We start from the raw sequence: 17,901 nt of genomic DNA on the forward strand, positions 1-17,901 counted from the left end.
GCTTTGTGAAATGGAAATGCCGGCCTTTGGGCCGGCATTTTATTGTGTCCAAAGGGAGGATCGCCATGACGTTCATTCGCGCGCTTACAGGCGCATGTGCAGCAGCGATAGCATCGCTGGGCGCCTTCATCGCAACGGCTGAGGCGCAGACCTATCCGACGCGCAACATTACCGTGATCGTCCCGTTCGCAGCCGGCGGGCCGACTGACGTGATCTCACGCATCGTCACCGGGCACATGGCGCAAACGCTGGGGCAGAGCATCATCATCGAGAACGTGGTCGGTGCCGGCGGCACCACCGCCACGACGCGTGCCGCGCGTGCGGCCAACGATGGCTATACGCTGATCACCGGGCATATGGGCACGCATGCCGCCTCCGTGCCGCTCTATCCGAAGCTGGCCTATCACCCCGAGAAGGACTTCGAGCCGATCGCATTGCTGGCCGGCACGCCGATCCTGATCCTGGCGCGCAAGGACTTTCCGCCGAAGGATCTCAAGGAGTTCGTCACCTATGTGAAGGCGAATGCCGAGAAGGTGAATGCCGCGCATGCAGGCGTCGGTTCGGTTTCGCACGTCTCGTGCGAACTCCTCCACTCCATCCTCGACATCAAGCCCGTCGGCGTGCCGTTCAACGGCACGGGACCTGCGATGAACGCGCTGGTGGCGGGTCAGGTCGACTACATGTGCGACCAGATCGTCAACGCCGTCCCGCAGATCAATGCCGGCACCATCAAGGCCTATGCGATCGCCACGGCCGAACGAAACCCGTCGCTGCCGAACGTGCCGACCACGGCGGAAGCCGGCCTGCCGGCATTCCAGGCTCAGGCCTGGAACGCGATGTTCGCGCCCAAGGGAACCTCGCCCGCGATCGTGGCAAGCGTGAACGCCGCCGCCGTCAAGGCGCTCGACGACGAGACGGTGAAGAAGCGCCTGCTCGAGCTCGGCAGCGTCATCCCCGCGCCGAAGGACCGAACCCAGGAGGCGCTGGCGACCCTCGTCAAGAGCGAGATCGCGAAGTGGAGCCCGGTGCTCAAGCCGGCGAATTAAGCGAAGGCGATCAAGGCGCTAGGCGAGGGGGCGGAACGCTGAGTTCCGCCCCTTGCCGTTTGTGCCGGGAACACTCACTTTTCCGGGTATAATCGACGGCGACAGCGAATCGCCGCTGTCGTAACGCCGGGGGTGTCGTTAAGTTCGCCGCCTCCCCAAAGGCTCAGTCGCAACATGCACCAGTATCAGGACCTGCTCGAGCGGATTCTTTCCGACGGCGCCGAGAAGACCGACCGGACCGGCACCGGCACGCTCTCGGTGTTCGGCCACCAGATGCGCTTCAATTTGTCGGCCGGCTTCCCGATGCTGACGACCAAGCGGCTGCCGCTGAAGGCGATCGTGCATGAACTGCTCTGGTTCCTGAAGGGCGACACCAACATCAAATATCTGCGCGACAACGGCGTCACCATTTGGGACGAGTGGGCGGACGCCAATGGCGATCTCGGCCCGGTCTACGGCCATCAATGGCGCTCCTGGCCCACGGCCGACGGGCGCAGCATCGACCAGATCGCCAATGTCATCGACATGATCAAGCGCACGCCTGATTCCCGCCGCCTGATCGTCACCGCCTGGAATCCGGCCGACGTCGAGAAGATGGCGCTGCCGCCCTGCCACCTGCTGTTCCAGTTCTATGTCGCGAACGGCAAGCTGTCCTGCCAGCTCTATCAGCGCTCGGCCGACGTGTTTCTCGGCGTGCCCTTCAACATCGCCTCTTACGCGCTGCTCACCATGATGGTCGCGCAGGTCACAGGCCTGAAGCCCGGCGACTTCGTGCACTCGCTCGGCGACACTCATCTCTATTCCAACCATCTGGAGCAGGCGAGGCTGCAGCTCAGCCGTGCGCCGCGCACGCTCCCGGTGATGCGGATCAATCCTGAGGTAAAGGACATCTTCTCCTTCCGCTACGAAGACTTCGAGCTCGTCGGCTACGATCCGCATCCGCACATCAAGGCGGAAGTGGCGGTCTAGCGCCCTATGTCGCTCACCATCCGCCGTGCACGGCCCGAGGAAGCCGGGCTCGTTCTCTCCTTCATCCGCGAGCTCGCCGAGTACGAAAAGCTGTCGCACGAGGTCGAAGCGACCGAGGCTGACATCGCCGACGCGCTGTTCGGCGAGAGGCCGCAGCTCTATTGCGCGATCGCGGAGTGGAACCGTGAGCCGGTCGGCTTCGCGGTGTGGTTTCTCAATTTCTCCACCTTCAGCGGCCGTCACGGCATCTATCTCGAAGATCTCTATGTGCGGCCGTCGCATCGGGGCAAGGGCCTCGGCAAGGCGCTGCTGGCCTATCTCGCCAGGGAATGCGTCGACAACGGCTGGTCGCGCCTGCAATGGGCGGTCCTCGACTGGAACGCACCCTCGATCGCGTTCTACAAATCGATCGGCGCGGTCATGATGGACGACTGGACGCTGTGCCGGGTCACCGGGCCTGCGCTGACCCAGCTTGCCGGGAGCTCGGCCTGATGGAGATCGTCTTCGTCGTCGCCATCGCAGAGAATGGCGTCATCGGCGCGGGTAATGCGATGCCGTGGCGATTGAAGTCCGATATGGCGCGCTTCAAGGCGCTGACGATCGGCAAGCCTGTGATAATGGGCCGCAAGACCTTCGAGACCCTGCGCCGGCCGCTGCCGGGCCGCACCAACATCGTGGTCACGCGCGATCCGGCCTATCGCGCCAATGGGGCCATCGTCACGACATCGCCAGCGGATGCGGAGGCAGTCGCGCGCGGCGACGCTCTGCGGCGTTCGGTCACTGAGATCGCGGTGATCGGCGGCGCCGAGATCTACCGGCAATGGCTCGGTCGTGCCGATCGTCTCGAGATCACCGAAGTGCACGCGCGCCCAGAAGGGGACACGCATTTTGAAATCGACAAGGCGGAATGGGACGAGGTCGAACGCATCCGCCATCCGGCCGGCCCCGACGACAGCGCCGACCTGTCCTATGTGACATATCGTCGGCGGCGCGGCCATTAACCGCTTTTGCCAATGTTTACATTGACTTTTTCGTGCCCGAGCATAGCTCGGAAGACGGTCAGGGCTGCGTTGTAAGGGACTTGCCTGTCCCCTATAAAGCCGGACCGGACAAAGCGGGCGGTGGCAATTCCACCCTGCCGAGGAGAACGTCGAATGCCGTGGAAGAATCAGGGCGGTGGCCCGTGGGGCTCGGGTCCAAAGGGACCGTGGGGCTCAGGCCCGCAACCGGTCGGGCCGAGGCCGCCGGATCTGGAAGACCTTCTGCGGCGCGGCCAGGACCGCCTCCAGCAGATCATGCCGGGCGGTTATTTCTCCGGCGTCGGCATCACGCTGATCATTCTGCTGATCGTCGCATTCTGGCTGCTGTCGGGCTTCTTCCGCGTGCAGTCCGAAGAGCTCGGCGTGGTGATGCGTTTCGGCAAGCACGTCCGCACCGTGCAGCCGGGCCTGAACTATCATCTGCCTTATCCGATCGAGACCGTGCTGCTGCCGAAGGCGCTGCGCGTCAACACCACCTCGATCGGCATGACGGTGATCGAGGATCCGGCGCGGCGCGGCCGCTCCATTCGGGACGTGCCGGAAGAGAGCCTGATGCTGACCGGCGACGAGAACATCGTCGACGTCGATTTCACCGTGCTCTGGCGCATCAAGCCGGACGGTGTCGGTGATTTCCTCTTCAACATCCAAAACCCCGAGGGTACCGTGAAGGCGGTCGCCGAGAGTGCGATGCGCGAGGTGATCGGCCGGTCTCAGATCCAGCCGATCCTAACCGGAGCGCGCAACGTCACAGAGCAGAACGTGCACGAGCTGATCCAGAGGACTTTGGACAGCTATGGTGCCGGCATTCAGATCACCCAGGTGCAGATGCAGAAGGTCGATCCGCCCGCGCAGGTGATCGACGCCTTCCGCGACGTCCAGGCGGCCCGCGCCAATCAGGAGCAGCTGCAGAACGAAGCGCAGACCTATGCCAACCAGGTTGTCCCCCAGGCGCGTGGGCGCGCGGCCAAGATCCAGCAGGATGCCGAAGGTTACAGGGAACAGGCTGTCGCCGAGGCCAAGGGCCAGAGTGCACGCTTCCTGAAAGTTTACGAGGAATACAAGAAGGCGCCCGACGTGACGCGTGAACGGATCTACCTGGAGACGATGGAGCGCGTGCTCGGCGGGGCTGACAAGCTCGTCTATGACGGTGGCCCCTCGGGCCAGGGCGTCGTGCCCTATCTGCCGCTTCCCGAACTGGCGCCAAAGCGGACACCTACGACTGGTCCGCAGTCGAGCGGAGGCACCCGATGAAGTCTCCGGTCACAGGTTTTGTCACGCTGCTCGCCATCCTGTTCGTCGTGATCGTCGGCTATATGTCGTTGTTTACCGTGCAGCAGACCGAGCAGACGATCGTGCTCCAGTTCGGCAGGCCGGTCGACGTCGTCACCGCGCCCGGCCTGCACTTCAAGGCGCCCTGGAACTCGGTGATCAACATCGACAAGCGGATTCTCGATCTGGAGAACCCGTCGCAGGAGGCGATCGCCTCCGACCAGAAGCGGCTCGTGGTCGACGCCTTCGCGCGCTACCGCATCAAGGACGCACTGCGCTTCTATCAGAGCGTCGGCTCGATCCAGGCCGCCAATATCCAGCTCACAACGCTCCTGAACGCGGCGCTGCGCCGCGTGCTCGGCGAGGTGACCTTCATCAACGTGGTGCGCGACGACCGCGAGAAGCTGATGCTGCGCATTCGCGACCAGCTCGACCGCGAGGCCGATGGCTACGGCATTCAGGTCGTCGACGTCCGGATCCGCCGCGCCGACCTGCCGGAGCAGAACAGCCAGGCGGTCTACCTGCGCATGAAGACCGAGCGTGAGCGCGAGGCCGCCGAGTTCCGGGCACAGGGTGGGCAGAAGGCCCAGGAGATCAGGTCCAGGGCCGACCGCGAGGCGACCGTCATCATCGCTGAGGCCAATTCGCAGGCTGAGCAGACCCGTGGTGCGGGCGATGCCGAACGCAACCGCCTGTTTGCAGAAGCCTACGGCAAGGACGCCGACTTCTTCGCCTTCTACCGGTCGATGACGGCCTATGAGAACGGGTTGCGTGCGAACGATACCCGCTTCCTGCTCCGGCCGGAGTCGGATTTCTTCCGGTACTTCGGTAGCCCCTCCGGCAGGACGCCAACCGAGACGCAGGCGAAGCCGTAAGCCAGACAAAGGGCGGCGGATTTCGCCGCCCTTCGTCCAGACAAGAACAGCATAGCGGGAGGTTCCATTCCGATGAGGTCCATTGCGTTCGCCGACTTCCTCATCGGCCTAGGCATCCTGTTCGTCCTCGAAGGCTTGATGTTCGCGGCCAGTCCAAACTGGATGCGCAAAGCCATGAAAAGCGCCATCGCCACGCCGGACAACATCCTGCGGGCGGTCGGGATCGGCTCGGCCGTGGCCGGCCTGGTCCTGATCTGGGTTATGCGGCGCCCGATTTAGGCCTTCGGCTCAACGCCAAAGTGAAGGCGCCAGACTGGTTTTCGCCGTATTATCGGGCTCTTGAGGCCCGTTAAGCTCCGCGCTTGCGCCGTGCCCCCGTTCGAGCGCAGTCTGGCGCCGAATCCCTTTTGCCTGGAGATCACAATGACTGCTGCCACCATTGCCCCGTCCCGCTCGCGCCGCCGCGCGCGATTTGGTGTTCGACTTGGGCTGGTTGCGCTCGCCATCGGTGCTTGCGGCGCGTTTGGCGCGCCGGCTCATGCGCGTGGACCGGATGGCATCGCCGACGTCGCCGAGAAGGTGATCGACGCGGTCGTCAACATCTCGACCTCGCAGAACGTCGAAGCCAAGGGCGGGGGCAGCAACTCGATGCCGCAGCTGCCGCCCGGTTCACCCTTCGAAGAGTTCTTCGACGATTTCTTCAAGAACCGCCGAGGGCCCGGCGGCGGCAGCAAGGGCGGCGAGAACAGCGCGCCGCGCAAGACCAATTCGCTCGGAAGCGGTTTCATCATCGACACCGCGGGCGTCGTCGTCACCAACAACCACGTCATTGCGGACGCCGACGAGATCCACGTCATCCTCAACGACGGCACCAAGATCAAGGCCGAGCTGGTCGGCGTCGACAAGAAGACCGATCTCGCTGTGCTCAGGATCAAGCCGACGAAGCCGTTGGTCGCGGTCAAGTTCGGCGATAGCGACAAGCTGCGCCTCGGCGACTGGGTGGTCGCAATCGGCAATCCCTTCAGCCTGGGAGGCACGGTGACTGCCGGCATCGTCTCGGCCAAGAACCGTGACATCTCCTCCGGGCCGTACGACAGCTACATCCAGACCGACGCATCCATCAACCGCGGCAATTCCGGCGGCCCGCTGTTCAATCTCGACGGCGACGTCATCGGCGTCAACACGCTGATCATCTCGCCGTCCGGCGGCTCCATTGGCATCGGCTTTGCCGTGCCGTCGAAGACGGTGGTGGGCGTCGTCGACCAGCTCCGCCAGTTCGGCGAGCTGCGCCGCGGCTGGCTCGGCGTGCGCATCCAGAGCGTCACCGACGAGATCGCCGAAAGCCTCAACATCAAGCCCGCGCGGGGCGCGCTGGTCGCCGGTGTCGACGACAAGGGCCCGGCCAAGCCCGCCGGCATCGAGCCCGGCGACGTCGTCGTCAAGTTCGACGGCAAGGACGTCAAGGACCCGAAGGATCTGTCCCGCGTCGTCGCCGACACCGCGGTCGGCAAGGAGGTCGACGTCGTCATCATCCGCAAGGGCAAGGAAGAGATCAAGAAGGTCACGCTCGGCCGCCTCCAGGATCCCGACAAGGTGCAGGCCGCGGTGAAGACCGACGAGCCGGCGCCGGAGAAGCCGGTGACGCAGAAAGCGCTGGGCCTCGATCTTGCTACACTGAGCAAGGATCTGCGCACGCGCTACAAGATCAAGGACAGCGTCAAGGGCGTGGTCGTCACCAATGTCGACACCAATTCGGACGCCGCCGATAAGCGTCTGTCCGCCGGCGACGTCATCGTCGAGGTGGCGCAGGAGGCGGTGTCGAGCGGCGCCGACATCCAGAAGCGGGTCGATCAGCTCAAGAAGGACGGCAAGAAATCGGTGCTGCTGCTGGTCTCGAACGGCGAGGGCGAGCTGCGGTTCGTCGCGCTGAGCGTGCAGTAGTGGGCGCTGTTCGCGCCACATTCAACTGTCATGCCCCGCGAAGGCGGGGCATCCAGTACGCCGCGGCTTCTCGGTTCTAGCTTCGCTGTCTCTGGAATACTGGATCGCCCGCCTTCGCGGGCGATGACAGAGAGAGGGGAGGCTTTACCCCTCCACGAACTCGTCCCGCCGATACCCCTGCGCATACAGCAGCGCAGTGAGATCGCCGTGATCGATCCGCGCGGCCGCGGCGGCCGCCACCGCCGGCTTGGCGTGATAGGCGACACCCAGACCCGCGGCCTGGATCATCGCAAGGTCGTTGGCGCCGTCGCCGACCACGACCGAGTCGATGTCGTCGAGATCGAACGATTCCATCAGGTCCACCAAGGTGGCGAGCTTCGCCGCGCGGCCCAGGATCGGCTCCTTCACTTCGCCGGTGAACTTGCCGTCGCGCACGACGAGCTCGTTGGCGCGGTTCTCCTGGAAACCGATCTTGGCGGCGACCGCGCGCGTGAACAATGTAAAGCCGCCGGAGACGAGGCAGGTATAGGCGCCGTTCGCGCGCATGGTGGCGACCAGCTCGCGGCCGCCCGGCGTCAGCGTGATGCGCTTGGCCAGGACCTCGTCGACCGCGCTGGCGGGCAGGTCCTTGAGCAGCGCGACGCGCTCGCGCAGCGCCGGCTCGAACTCGATCTCGCCGCGCATCGCACGCTCGGTGATGGCAGCGACATGCGCCTTGACCCCGACAAAATCGGCGAGCTCGTCGATGCATTCCTGGCCGATCATGGTGGAGTCCATGTCGGCGAGAAAAAGCTTCTTGCGCCGGAAGCCGACAGGCTGCACGACGATGTCGATGGGCAAATCGCCGCGGAGCTCGCGGAGCCGCTGCTCGATGGCGTTGCGGTCGCCTTCGAGGTTACTGTCCGCGCCGAAGGGGATGTCGACCGCAACCCTGTCGAACAGCCAGTGCGCGGGCGCCGCCTGCGGCAGCACGGCGCGGGCGCCATCGACGATGGTCGAGTCGAGCGCGGGATTGTCAGGGTTGCAGATCAGCGTGGCGACGAGGGACATTTGAGGTTTTCGTGAGCGAGGGGTATTCCAGCAAGGCCGTGCTTATCGCAGGCCCGACCGCCAGCGGCAAGTCGGCGCTGGCGCTGGAGCTTGCGCGTGCCGCCGGCGGCGTCGTCATCAATGCCGATTCCATGCAGGTCTATCGTGACCTCCGCATCATCACGGCGCGGCCGACCGCGGCGGACGAGGCGCTCGCGCCGCATCGTCTCTATGGCCACGTCGATGCCGCCGTGAATTTCTCGGCCGGTGCCTGGGTAAGCGATGCGGCGAAGGCGCTCGACGAGGCGAGGGCGCAGCGACAGCTGCCGATCATCATTGGCGGCACCGGGCTCTATTTCAAGGCGCTGACCACAGGTCTCTCCGCGGTGCCGCCGATCCCCGCCGAGCTGCGCGAGGATGTGCGCGCGCGGCTGGAACGGAACGGCGTCGAAGCGCTGCACGCGGAACTCGCAGTCCGCGATCCGCGCGCGGCCGAGCGATTGAACCTGCGCGACCGCACCCGCATTGCCCGCGCGCTCGAGGTGATCGAGGCAACCGGCCGTTCGCTGCTCGATTGGCAGCGGGAGGGACAGCCACCGCTGCTGCCCAAGGACAGATTTCGCGCGGTCTTCCTCGCACCCGAGCGTGACGAGCTCTATGCCCGCATCGATGCCCGTTTCGATGCCATGCTGGGCGCCGGCGCGCTCGAGGAGGTCGAGCGGCTCGCCGCCAGGCATCTCGATCCGCTGCTGCCGGCCATGAAGGCCCATGGCGTGCCATCCTTGATCCGGCACCTGCGCGGCGAGCTCAGCCTGGAGGAGGCCGCCAGCATTGGCCGCGCCGATACGCGCCATTACGCCAAGCGGCAATTCACCTGGTTCCGGCACCAGCTGCCGGACTTCGAATGGGTGAGGCCGGAGCAAGCGAGCGGATGGCTCGCCGCGGCCGTGCCGACGGAACGGCGCACCGACTGACGCGCTTTTGTGCCGGGTTCCCGAATTTACCTCTCGCCGAACCCGGGGAACACCGCTACACTGCCGAAATCGCGCGGGAACGGCCGCATTGCCTTGACATCCAAGGTTTGGCCGCTATGTTTCGCGCAACCTTTGGGAAGCCGAGCGCCGCCATGCGTAACATTATTACCAAACTCCTTATCGCCGTCGTACCCAGGCACACCGCCGGGGGTGGCTAGCTGCCATCCACATGACAGGCGGTGTGCATGGGCCCTCTTCGGGGCCTTTTTTATTTCCCGAACCCGACACGAACGAAGCCGCTGACAACAGCGCATCCGGAGCAAGCCAATGAGCGACAAGAGCCACGATCCGAACCAGATGACGGGCGCCGCGATGATCGTCCGCGCACTCATCGATCACGGCGTGACCGACATTTTCGGCTATCCCGGCGGCGCGGTGCTTCCGATCTATGACGAGATCTTCCAGCAGAGCGAGGTCCAGCACATCCTGGTCCGCCACGAACAGGGCGCGGGCCATGCCGCCGAGGGCTATGCGCGTTCCACCGGCAAGCCGGGCGTTGCGCTCGTGACCTCCGGCCCCGGCGCCACCAACATGGTGACGCCGCTGACGGATGCGCTGATGGACTCCATTCCGCTGGTCTGTATCTCCGGCCAGGTGCCGACGCATCTGATCGGCAACGACGCGTTCCAGGAATGCGACACCGTCGGTATCACGCGTCCCTGCACCAAGCACAATTGGCTGGTGCGCGACGTCAACGATCTCGCCAAGGTGCTGCATGAGGCCTTCTACGTCGCCACCTCGGGCCGTCCGGGCCCGGTGCTGGTCGACGTTCCCAAGGACGTGCAGTTCGCCACCGGCACCTACCATCCCCCGCGCAAGTCCGACGTGCACCGCTCTTACGCGCCGCGCGTGAAGGGCGATGCGACGCAGATCCGCAAGGCGGTATCGCTGCTCGCGAACGCCAAGCGTCCCGTGATCTACAGCGGCGGCGGCGTCATCAATTCCGGCTCCGAGGCGACCCACCTGTTGCGCGAGCTGGTTGAGGTCACCGGCTTCCCGATCACCTCGACGCTGATGGGCCTCGGCGCCTATCCGGCGTCGGGCAAGAACTGGCTCGGCATGCTCGGCATGCACGGCACCTATGAGGCCAACATGACCATGCATGATTGCGACGTCATGCTGTGCGTCGGCGCGCGCTTCGACGACCGCATCACCGGCCGCGTCGATGCGTTTTCACCCGGCTCGAAGAAGATCCACATCGACATCGATCCGTCCTCGATCAACAAGAACATCCGCGTCGACGTGCCGATCATCGGCGATTGCGGCAACGTCCTCGGCGACATCCTCCAGGTGTTCAAGGCGGAGGCGAAGAAGCCCGACATCAAGTCGTGGTGGCAGCAGATTGCGCAATGGCGCGCCCGCAACTCGCTCTATTACAAGAAGAGCAGCGACGTCATCCTGCCGCAACACGCGATCCAGGCCTTGTTCGAGCAGACGCGCGGCAAGGATACCTACATCACGACCGAGGTCGGCCAGCATCAGATGTGGGCGGCGCAGTTCTACGGCTTCGAGGAGCCGCATCGCTGGATGACCTCGGGCGGTCTCGGCACCATGGGCTACGGCCTGCCGGCCGCGGTCGGCGTTCAGGTGGCCCATCCCGACAGCCTCGTCATCGACATTGCCGGCGATGCCTCGGTGCAGATGACGATGCAGGAGATGTCGACGGCGGTTCAGTACGAGCTGCCGATCAAGATCTTCATCCTGAACAACCAGTACATGGGCATGGTGCGCCAGTGGCAGCAGCTGTTGCACGGCAACCGGTTGTCGCATTCCTATTCCGAAGCGCTGCCGGATTTCGTCAAGCTCGCGGAGGCCTACGGCGCCGTCGGGCTTCAGGTGCACAAGCCGGCCGATCTCGATGGCGCCATCAAGGAGATGATCTCGGTCAAGCGCCCGGTGCTGTTCGACTGCCGCGTCGCGGCGCTCGAAAACTGCTTCCCGATGATCCCCTCCGGCAAGGCCCACAACGAGATGCTGCTGCCGGAGCAGGCCAACGACGAGGCGACTGCGAAGGCATTCGCCGGCGGCAAGGCGTTGGTGTGACGCCATGTTCGACCTGAACGAACTCGAGCGCGCACATGCGATCGTGGGGCAGGCGGTGCCGGCGACGCCAGCGCATGCTTGGCCGTTGCTCAGCCGCCGGCTCGGCACCGCGGTAGTGGTCAAGCACGAGAACCACACGCCGACCGGCGCCTTCAAGGTGCGTGGCGGCCTGGTCTATCTCGATCGGCTGAAGCGAGAGCGGCCGAACGTGCCGGGCATCATCTCGGCCACCCGCGGCAATCATGGCCAAAGTCTTGCTTTCGCGGCGCGGCGTCACGGCGTGCCCGCCGTGATCTACGTGCCAAAAGGCAATTCGGTTGAGAAGAACCATGCCATGCGCGCGTTCGGCGCCGATCTGGTCGAGCACGGCGACGATTTCCAGCTGGCGCGCGAAGAAGCCGGGCGCCGCGCGCAGTTCGAAGGCCTGCACATGGTGCCGTCGTTCCACCCTGACCTCGTGCTGGGGGTGGCGACCTACGCACTGGAACTGTTCCGCGCGGTGCCCGATCTCGACGTGCTCTACGTTCCGATCGGGCAGGGCTCCGGTATCAGCGCCTGCATCCTGGTGCGCGACTTGCTGGGCCTGAAGACGGAGATCATCGGTGTGCAATCGACCGAGGCGCCGTCATATGCACTTTCGTTCGCGGCCGGCAAGGTCGTAACGACCGAGACCAGTGACACGCTGGCCGATGGCGTGGCGACACGCTTTCCGGACGCGGAAGCTGTTGCGCTTGTTTGCAAGGGCGCCTCGCGCATCGTCCAGGTTACGGACGGTGAGATCGCGCTCGCGATCCGCGCCTATTGGACCGACACGCACAATCTCGCCGAAGGCGCCGGTGCTGCCGCGCTGGCGGCGGCGCTGCAGGAAAAGAGCAAGCTGAAGGGCAAGCGCGTCGGTCTCGTGCTGTCCGGCGGCAATATCGATTTCGATCTGTTCCGCCGTTGGGTCGGGACGGACGCGCCGGCGACGGCGTGACGGAGAGACAAGAGGGGACGACAATGAACCAGCCCGCATCCGCCTATTTCATCGAGGACCGTCACGATCCCAACGAGACGCATACGCTTGCGGTGCTCGTGCAGAACGAGCCGGGCGTGCTCGCGCGCGTCATCGGCCTGTTCTCGGGGCGCGGCTACAACATCGAGAGCCTCACGGTCTCGGAGACCGAGGCCCAGAAGCATCTGTCGCGGATCACCATCGTCACCACGGGCACGCCGATGGTGATCGCGCAGATCAAGAACCAGCTCGACCGCATGATCCCGGTGTACCAGGTCGTCGACATGACCCAGACCAAGCGCTCGATCGAGCGCGAGTTGGCGATGGTCAAGGTGCGCGGGCAGGGCGAGCATCGGGTCGAGGCGCTCAGGCTGGCGGATGCGTTCCGCGCCCGTGTGATCGACGCCACCACCGAGAGCTTTGTGTTCGAGATCACAGGCAATACGGACAAGATCAATCAATATATCGATCTGATGCGCCCGCTCGGCCTCGTCGAGGTGTCGCGCACGGGTGTTGCCGCGATAGGTCGCGGGCCTGAAGGGATGTGAGCCATGTTGGCGCGCGACTGGTACTACAACGAGCGGAACCGGATGGGGATCGAGCCCGCTGTGGCCTCGATCTACGACAACCATGACGATGCTGATCTGCGCGCGCGCGCCGCGCTGAAGATGCTCGGGGTCCAGCGCGGCTGGCGCATCGCCGATATCGGCTGCGGCAACGGCGTGCTCGCCACCGAAGCGGCGTTGATGGGGGCCGACGTCGACGCCATCGACATTTCCCCGGCCATGCTGGCGCTCGCCGAGATCTACGCCCGCGACCGCAAGGCGCCTGTGCGCACCCAATCCGCCGGCCTGCTGAGCTTCGCCTACCGGCCGGAATCCTACGATCTCATCGTCAGCGAGTTCACGCTGCACCACCTGCCGGATTTCTGGAAGGCGGTGGCGATGTCGCGGATTTTTCGCGCGCTCAAGCCCGGGGCGACATTTTTTCTCCGCGACATCGTTTACTCATCGATGCCCGACGCGATCGAGCGTGACGTCGAGCAATGGGCCGACTTCCAGATCAAGAACCACGATTTCTCCCGCGAGGGCGTGGTGACTCACATGCGCGATGAATATTCCACCTTCGGCTGGGTGATGGAGCGGATGCTGACCGACGTCGGCTTCACCCTGGTCGCGGCCGACTACCACGCGCCGATGCACGGCACGTATCTGCTGCGGAAACCGAAAGCCGGCGAGCAAGGCTAGACCAGAACAACAAACAGGGCTGCGAGACAAAGCAGAACCGGAAACAACAATGAAGCCGGCCGACATCCTCATCGCCGTCATGGTGGCGATCATCTGGGGGCTTGCCTTCGTGGCGAGCCGGATCGCGCTCGACGAGCTGTCGCCGGAGTTGATGACGGCGTTACGCTTCACCATCGCCGCGGTGCCGTGCCTGTTCATTTCCAAGCCGAAGGTCGCCTGGTCACTGCTGATCGCGATCAGCTTCACGCTGTTCCTCGGCCAGTTCCTGTCTCAGGCCTATGGTATCGCCCACGGCGTGCCGGTGGGTTTGACCTCCGTCGTGGTGCAGAGCCAGGCGCTGTTCACGATCGGCTTTGCCGCGCTCGCGTTCGGTGAGCGGCCGACGCCGGTGCAGACTCTGGGGATCGTCGTTGCCGCGGCGGGCCTTTTGATGATCTGCGGCACCGTCGGCTATGATTTCAGCGTCGGCGCCTTCGCGGTTCTGATGGTCTCGCCGCTCAGCTTCGCCATCGGCAATCTGTTGCTGCGCGGCGCCCGCGGCGTGCCGATGTTCGATCTCTTCGCCTGGCTCTGCCTCGCCTCGGCCGTGCCGCTGTTCGTGCTGGCGCTGATCGCCAACGGTCCGGCGCCGACCTGGACGTCGCTGACGCACATGTCGCTCACATCGGCGCTCTGCATGCTGATGCTCGGCGGCATTTCCACCAGCATCGCCTATTGGCTATGGGGCCGCCTCTTGCGCGACTATCCGGCTGCACAAGTGGTGCCGTTCGCACTGCTGGTGCCGTTCGTGGGCTCGGCGGCCTCCAGCATCGTGTTCGGCGAACGGTTCGGGCCGCTGCGCCTCGCCGGCATGCTGACCGTGATCTTTGGGATCGCCGTGATGGTGCTGGCGAAGCGCCCGCAAGTTCTACCGAAGACTGCGTGAGGGTGATGATGACGTACTCGCTGCTCTACGCCTTCCTCGTCTTCATGGTCGTGATGTATTTCACGCCCGGGCCGAACAACATCATGCTGCTGTCCTCCGGCCTGACCTACGGCTTCCGGCGCACCATCCCGCACATCGTCGGCATCGTGCTCGGTTTCGCCTTCATGGTCGCCGCGGTCGGCCTCGGGCTCGGCTCCGTGTTCCTGGCCTATCCGATCCTCCAGACCATCCTGAAATATGCCGGTGCCGCCTATCTGATCTATCTCGCCGCTGTGATCGCCATGGCCGGTCCGGCCAAGCCGGGCGAGGAGAATGGCCGCGGCCCCATGACCTTCTGGGGCGCGGCCATGTTCCAGTGGATCAATGCCAAGGGTTGGGTGATCGTGATCGGCACCATCACTGCCTATGCGGCGATCGCCCAATTCCCGCTCAACATCGCCATTCAGACCGTGATCAGCCTCGTCGTCGGCACGGTCTCGACGGTAGTCTGGGCGCTATTCGGTACCGCATTGCGGCCGGTTCTGACTTCCGAGCGGCTGGTCCGCGCCTTCAACATCCTGATGGCGATCCTGCTGCTGGCCTCCCTCTACCCCGTTTTCATGGATGCATGATGTCGCGGATTTCCATGCAGAAACGGGTTTCCCTCAGGGCTGAAAATGCTCTAGACAGCCCCCGAAATCCGCAAATTTCACCCTTCGGACACTGACCATTGGCCGATTTCGGCCCTGAACGAGGAAACGACCTATGCGTGTTTATTACGATCGCGACGCCGACCTGAACCTGATCAAGGGCAAGAAGGTCGCCATCGTCGGCTACGGCAGCCAGGGTCACGCCCATGCGCTCAACCTGAAGGATTCCGGCGTAAAGGAAGTCGCCATTGCGCTGCGCAAGGGTTCGGCTTCGGCGAAGAAGGCGGAAGCCGCCGGCTTCAAGGTGCTGGAAGTTGCGGAAGCTGCCAAATGGGCCGACCTCGTCATGATGCTGACCCCGGACGAGCTCCAGGGCGACATCTACCGCGAGCACCTGCACGACAACATGAAGAAGGGCGCTGCCCTGGTGTTCGCGCACGGCCTCAACGTTCACTTCAACCTGCTCGATCCGCGTGCCGACCTCGACGTGCTGATGATCGCGCCGAAGGGCCCCGGCCACACCGTGCGCTCGGAATATCAGCGCGGCGGCGGCGTGCCCTGCCTGATCGCAATTGCGAAGGACGTCTCGGGCAACGCCCACGACCTCGGCCTGTCCTACGCCTCCGCCATCGGCGGCGGCCGCGCCGGCATCATCGAGACCACGTTCAAGGAAGAGTGCGAGACCGACCTGTTCGGCGAGCAGGTGGTGCTCTGCGGTGGCCTGGTCGAGCTGATCAAGGGCGGCTACGAGACCCTGGTCGAAGCCGGCTATGCGCCGGAGATGGCCTATTTCGAGTGCCTGCACGAAGTGAAGCTGATCGTCGACCTGATCTATGAAGGCGGCATCGCCAACATGAACTACTCGATCTCCAACACCGCCGAGTACGGCGAGTACGTCACCGGCCCGCGCATCATCACCGACGAGACCAAGAAGGAGATGCGCAAGGTTCTGGCCGACATCCAGGGCGGCAAGTTCGCCCGCGACTGGATGCTCGAGAACAAGGTCAACCAGACCTCGTTCAAGGCGACCCGCGCCAAGCTCGCCGAGCACCCGATCGAGGAAGTCGGCGCGAAGCTGCGCGACATGATGCCCTGGATCAAGAAGGGCGCGCTGGTCGACAAGAGCAAGAACTGACGTCTGCGCCGTCATTCCGGGTTCGCGCTCAGCGCGCGCCCCGGAATGACGAGCGAAATTCAAGCTTCGCTCGCCAAGCCAAATCTTGGACCTTGGCGGCTATGGTCGAGCGAGATCGCAAACAGCGGTCTCGCTCTTTTCGTCTCGGCGAGACATCGCTCTCTCATTCTTTCCCCGGCCTGAAGCGCAGTTGAGCGGCTCGGCTCCTGCCAAATACGGCGTCGCATCAGCCCGCCGGGACGGTCTGCCCACGCGGATCGCGGGCCATCGCGATCATGCGCAGCGCCAGCACGATGAGCAGCGGAAGCAGGAAGGCGGCATAGAGCGGCATCGTCGGCACGCGCTTGCCGAACGAGACCATGAACTGGAGCCAGAGGTAATAGCCGCCCACAAGGTGCAGGGCCCGCCAGGCGCGCGGGCCGATCAGTGCGGCGGTGCGGTCGAACGATGTCGCGCCCATTGCGATGATGAAGCCGTAGCCGATGCCGCCGAAGACGTAGGAGGCTGCCGAGGTGGCCTCGGCAAATCCGGCCGGATCCATCCCGGCAAACGTCATGATCGCCGCCGCGTGGATGGCGTGGGAGGCCGCGAAGCTGAGGCCCAGATAGCGACGGTTGCGCTTCTGCCAGCGCGTCCAGGCATTGGGCCACAGCCGCGCCAGCGCCGCGGCGCTGAACGCGAGGCAGAACAACAGGAGCGAGCTTCGCGCCGTGAAGCGGATCACCGTGCGAACGCCCTCGACCTCGAACTGCCGCATCGAGGCGATCCATAGGCTGAGTGCGACGAGGCTCACGCAGAGAACGGCCAGCAGCCGCCACCCTTCGAGCCAGCTTCGACGTTCGGACATGGCGACCTCCCTCTCTATGCAATCATCGATTACATTCGGCGTGAATGCGCCGTCAACGGTGTAATCATTGCTTACATTCACGTTCGGGTGAGGCTAGAAGGATCCATGCCTGTTCGTCAGCCGTCCAAGCCGCGTGTCCGCCGCCCTGCCACGGAAGCCCGGCCGTACCATCACGGCGACCTCCGCCGCGTGTTGATCGATGCTGCGCTGCAACTCGCAGCGGAAGGCGCCGAAGTCTCGGTGCGGGAGGCCGCGCGCCGGGCCGCGGTGTCGCCGGGGGCGCCGTTCCGACACTTTCCCAACCGCGATGCGCTCATGGCGGCCGCGGCCGAGGAGGCGCAGCGGCGCTTTCGCGCCGAGATCGATGCGGCGCTGCGCGAGGCTCCGGCCGCCGACCCGCTCGCCCGCTTCCGCGCCTTCGGTCTCGCCTATTTGCGTTGGGCCATGCGCAATCCCGCGCATTTCGAGATCATCTCGACCGGGCGCTATTTTGCCCATGGCAGCTCGCCGGACCTGACACGAGACAACGCCGAGCTGATCGCGCTAACGGAGCAGATGCTGGTCGACGCGGCAGAGCAAGGCCTGCTGCGGTCGGCCGACCTCAAGCGTATCCAGGTCGCCGGGCGCGCCCTCGTCTACGGTTTCGCTCGGATGAATCTCGACGGCCATTTCCCGCGCTGGGGCGTCGGGGAGGGCGAGATCGAGCGGATGGCGGAGGGGGTGATCGACCTGTTCATCGCAGGTATCGCAAAGCCCTAGCGGGCCAGCGGCTCTGGTCGATGCCGTACGGCGCAGCCCGCTAACATTAAGCGAAGGTCGGACCGCGCCGCGCGTTGCCTCTCCTTGATCATTCCGTTACAGTTTTATGACACGGTGCA

General features: G+C 64.7%; 19 protein-coding genes. 17 read left to right on the plus strand and 2 right to left on the minus strand.

Features of this window, described 5'->3' with window-relative positions; genetic code table 11:
- The first annotated feature begins 65 nt into the window (after positions 1-65).
- The 8 genes from I6F21_RS30755 to I6F21_RS30790 all read left to right on the plus strand — a co-directional run bounded on the left by I6F21_RS30755 (position 66) and on the right by I6F21_RS30790 (position 7,140).
- On the plus strand, positions 66-1,046 hold the full coding sequence (locus tag I6F21_RS30755; RefSeq protein ID WP_036006574.1) for a tripartite tricarboxylate transporter substrate binding protein BugD: 981 nt from the start codon (positions 66-68) through the stop codon (positions 1,044-1,046).
- Between the two features lie 174 nt (positions 1,047-1,220).
- Positions 1,221-2,015, plus strand: a complete 795-nt coding sequence (locus I6F21_RS30760) for a thymidylate synthase (protein ID WP_225183975.1) — start codon at positions 1,221-1,223, stop codon at positions 2,013-2,015.
- Positions 2,016-2,021: 6 nt separating this feature from the next.
- The gene (locus I6F21_RS30765) at positions 2,022-2,507 is read left to right on the plus strand and encodes a GNAT family N-acetyltransferase (protein ID WP_036037448.1); all 486 of its coding nucleotides are present in this window, start codon (positions 2,022-2,024) and stop codon (positions 2,505-2,507) included.
- The gene (locus tag I6F21_RS30770) at positions 2,507-3,016 is read left to right on the plus strand and encodes a dihydrofolate reductase (protein ID WP_109144932.1); all 510 of its coding nucleotides are present in this window, start codon (positions 2,507-2,509) and stop codon (positions 3,014-3,016) included. The genes I6F21_RS30765 and I6F21_RS30770 overlap by 1 nt, the downstream gene beginning before the upstream one ends.
- Positions 3,017-3,169: 153 nt before the next feature.
- On the plus strand, positions 3,170-4,306 hold the full coding sequence (hflK, locus tag I6F21_RS30775; protein WP_225141599.1) for an FtsH protease activity modulator HflK: 1,137 nt from the start codon (positions 3,170-3,172) through the stop codon (positions 4,304-4,306).
- Positions 4,303-5,199, plus strand: a complete 897-nt coding sequence (locus tag I6F21_RS30780) for a protease modulator HflC (RefSeq protein ID WP_225141600.1) — start codon at positions 4,303-4,305, stop codon at positions 5,197-5,199. The genes hflK and I6F21_RS30780 overlap by 4 nt, the downstream gene beginning before the upstream one ends.
- 72 nt (positions 5,200-5,271) lie before the next feature.
- Entirely contained in the window at positions 5,272-5,478 is a 207-nt protein-coding gene (locus tag I6F21_RS30785) for a DUF2065 domain-containing protein (protein ID WP_025038031.1), read from the plus strand.
- Positions 5,479-5,622: 144 nt separating this feature from the next.
- Entirely contained in the window at positions 5,623-7,140 is a 1,518-nt protein-coding gene (locus I6F21_RS30790) for a Do family serine endopeptidase (protein ID WP_225141601.1), read from the plus strand.
- A gap of 144 nt (positions 7,141-7,284) precedes the next feature.
- On the opposite strand, the gene serB is transcribed toward I6F21_RS30790, so the two are convergent.
- Entirely contained in the window at positions 7,285-8,190 is a 906-nt protein-coding gene (gene serB / locus I6F21_RS30795; protein ID WP_225141602.1) for a phosphoserine phosphatase SerB, read from the minus strand.
- An 11-nt stretch (positions 8,191-8,201) separates the two neighbouring features.
- Between serB and miaA the strand changes: the two genes are divergently transcribed.
- The 8 genes from miaA to ilvC all read left to right on the plus strand — a co-directional run bounded on the left by miaA (position 8,202) and on the right by ilvC (position 16,176).
- On the plus strand, positions 8,202-9,143 hold the full coding sequence (gene miaA, locus I6F21_RS30800; protein WP_225141603.1) for a tRNA (adenosine(37)-N6)-dimethylallyltransferase MiaA: 942 nt from the start codon (positions 8,202-8,204) through the stop codon (positions 9,141-9,143).
- A gap of 327 nt (positions 9,144-9,470) precedes the next feature.
- A complete protein-coding gene (locus tag I6F21_RS30805) occupies positions 9,471-11,246 on the plus strand; it encodes an acetolactate synthase 3 large subunit (RefSeq protein ID WP_036025002.1) in 1,776 nt (591 codons plus the stop codon).
- Positions 11,247-11,250: 4 nt separating this feature from the next.
- Positions 11,251-12,222, plus strand: coding sequence for a threonine dehydratase (locus I6F21_RS30810; protein WP_225141604.1), 972 nt, complete (start codon positions 11,251-11,253; stop codon positions 12,220-12,222).
- A gap of 23 nt (positions 12,223-12,245) precedes the next feature.
- Positions 12,246-12,788: an acetolactate synthase small subunit gene (gene ilvN, locus I6F21_RS30815; protein ID WP_018640841.1), complete on the plus strand. Its 543-nt coding sequence runs from the start codon at positions 12,246-12,248 to the stop codon at positions 12,786-12,788.
- A gap of 3 nt (positions 12,789-12,791) precedes the next feature.
- Positions 12,792-13,487 carry a class I SAM-dependent methyltransferase gene (locus I6F21_RS30820; RefSeq protein ID WP_225141605.1) on the plus strand — a complete coding sequence of 232 codons (696 nt, stop codon included), beginning with the start codon at positions 12,792-12,794 and terminating at the stop codon, positions 13,485-13,487.
- Positions 13,488-13,536: 49 nt separating this feature from the next.
- On the plus strand, positions 13,537-14,412 hold the full coding sequence (locus I6F21_RS30825; RefSeq protein WP_225137977.1) for an EamA family transporter: 876 nt from the start codon (positions 13,537-13,539) through the stop codon (positions 14,410-14,412).
- Between the two features lie 8 nt (positions 14,413-14,420).
- Positions 14,421-15,023: a LysE family translocator gene (locus I6F21_RS30830; RefSeq protein ID WP_036006650.1), complete on the plus strand. Its 603-nt coding sequence runs from the start codon at positions 14,421-14,423 to the stop codon at positions 15,021-15,023.
- 133 nt (positions 15,024-15,156) lie between these two features.
- Positions 15,157-16,176 (plus strand): ketol-acid reductoisomerase, encoded by a 1,020-nt coding sequence (gene ilvC / locus I6F21_RS30835; protein WP_036006621.1) that lies wholly within the window; start codon positions 15,157-15,159, stop codon positions 16,174-16,176.
- A gap of 226 nt (positions 16,177-16,402) precedes the next feature.
- Here the strand turns inward: ilvC and I6F21_RS30840 are convergent, their stop codons facing one another.
- A complete protein-coding gene (locus I6F21_RS30840; protein ID WP_128263130.1) occupies positions 16,403-17,023 on the minus strand; it encodes a hypothetical protein in 621 nt (206 codons plus the stop codon).
- A 105-nt stretch (positions 17,024-17,128) separates the two neighbouring features.
- On the opposite strand from I6F21_RS30840, the gene I6F21_RS30845 reads away from it, so the two are divergent.
- The gene (locus tag I6F21_RS30845) at positions 17,129-17,782 is read left to right on the plus strand and encodes a TetR/AcrR family transcriptional regulator (protein WP_225141606.1); all 654 of its coding nucleotides are present in this window, start codon (positions 17,129-17,131) and stop codon (positions 17,780-17,782) included.
- Positions 17,783-17,901: the final 119 nt, after the last annotated feature.

It is taken from the genome of Bradyrhizobium sp. NBAIM03 (assembly GCF_020194055.1).
Lineage (GTDB): Bacteria > Pseudomonadota > Alphaproteobacteria > Rhizobiales > Xanthobacteraceae > Bradyrhizobium > Bradyrhizobium yuanmingense.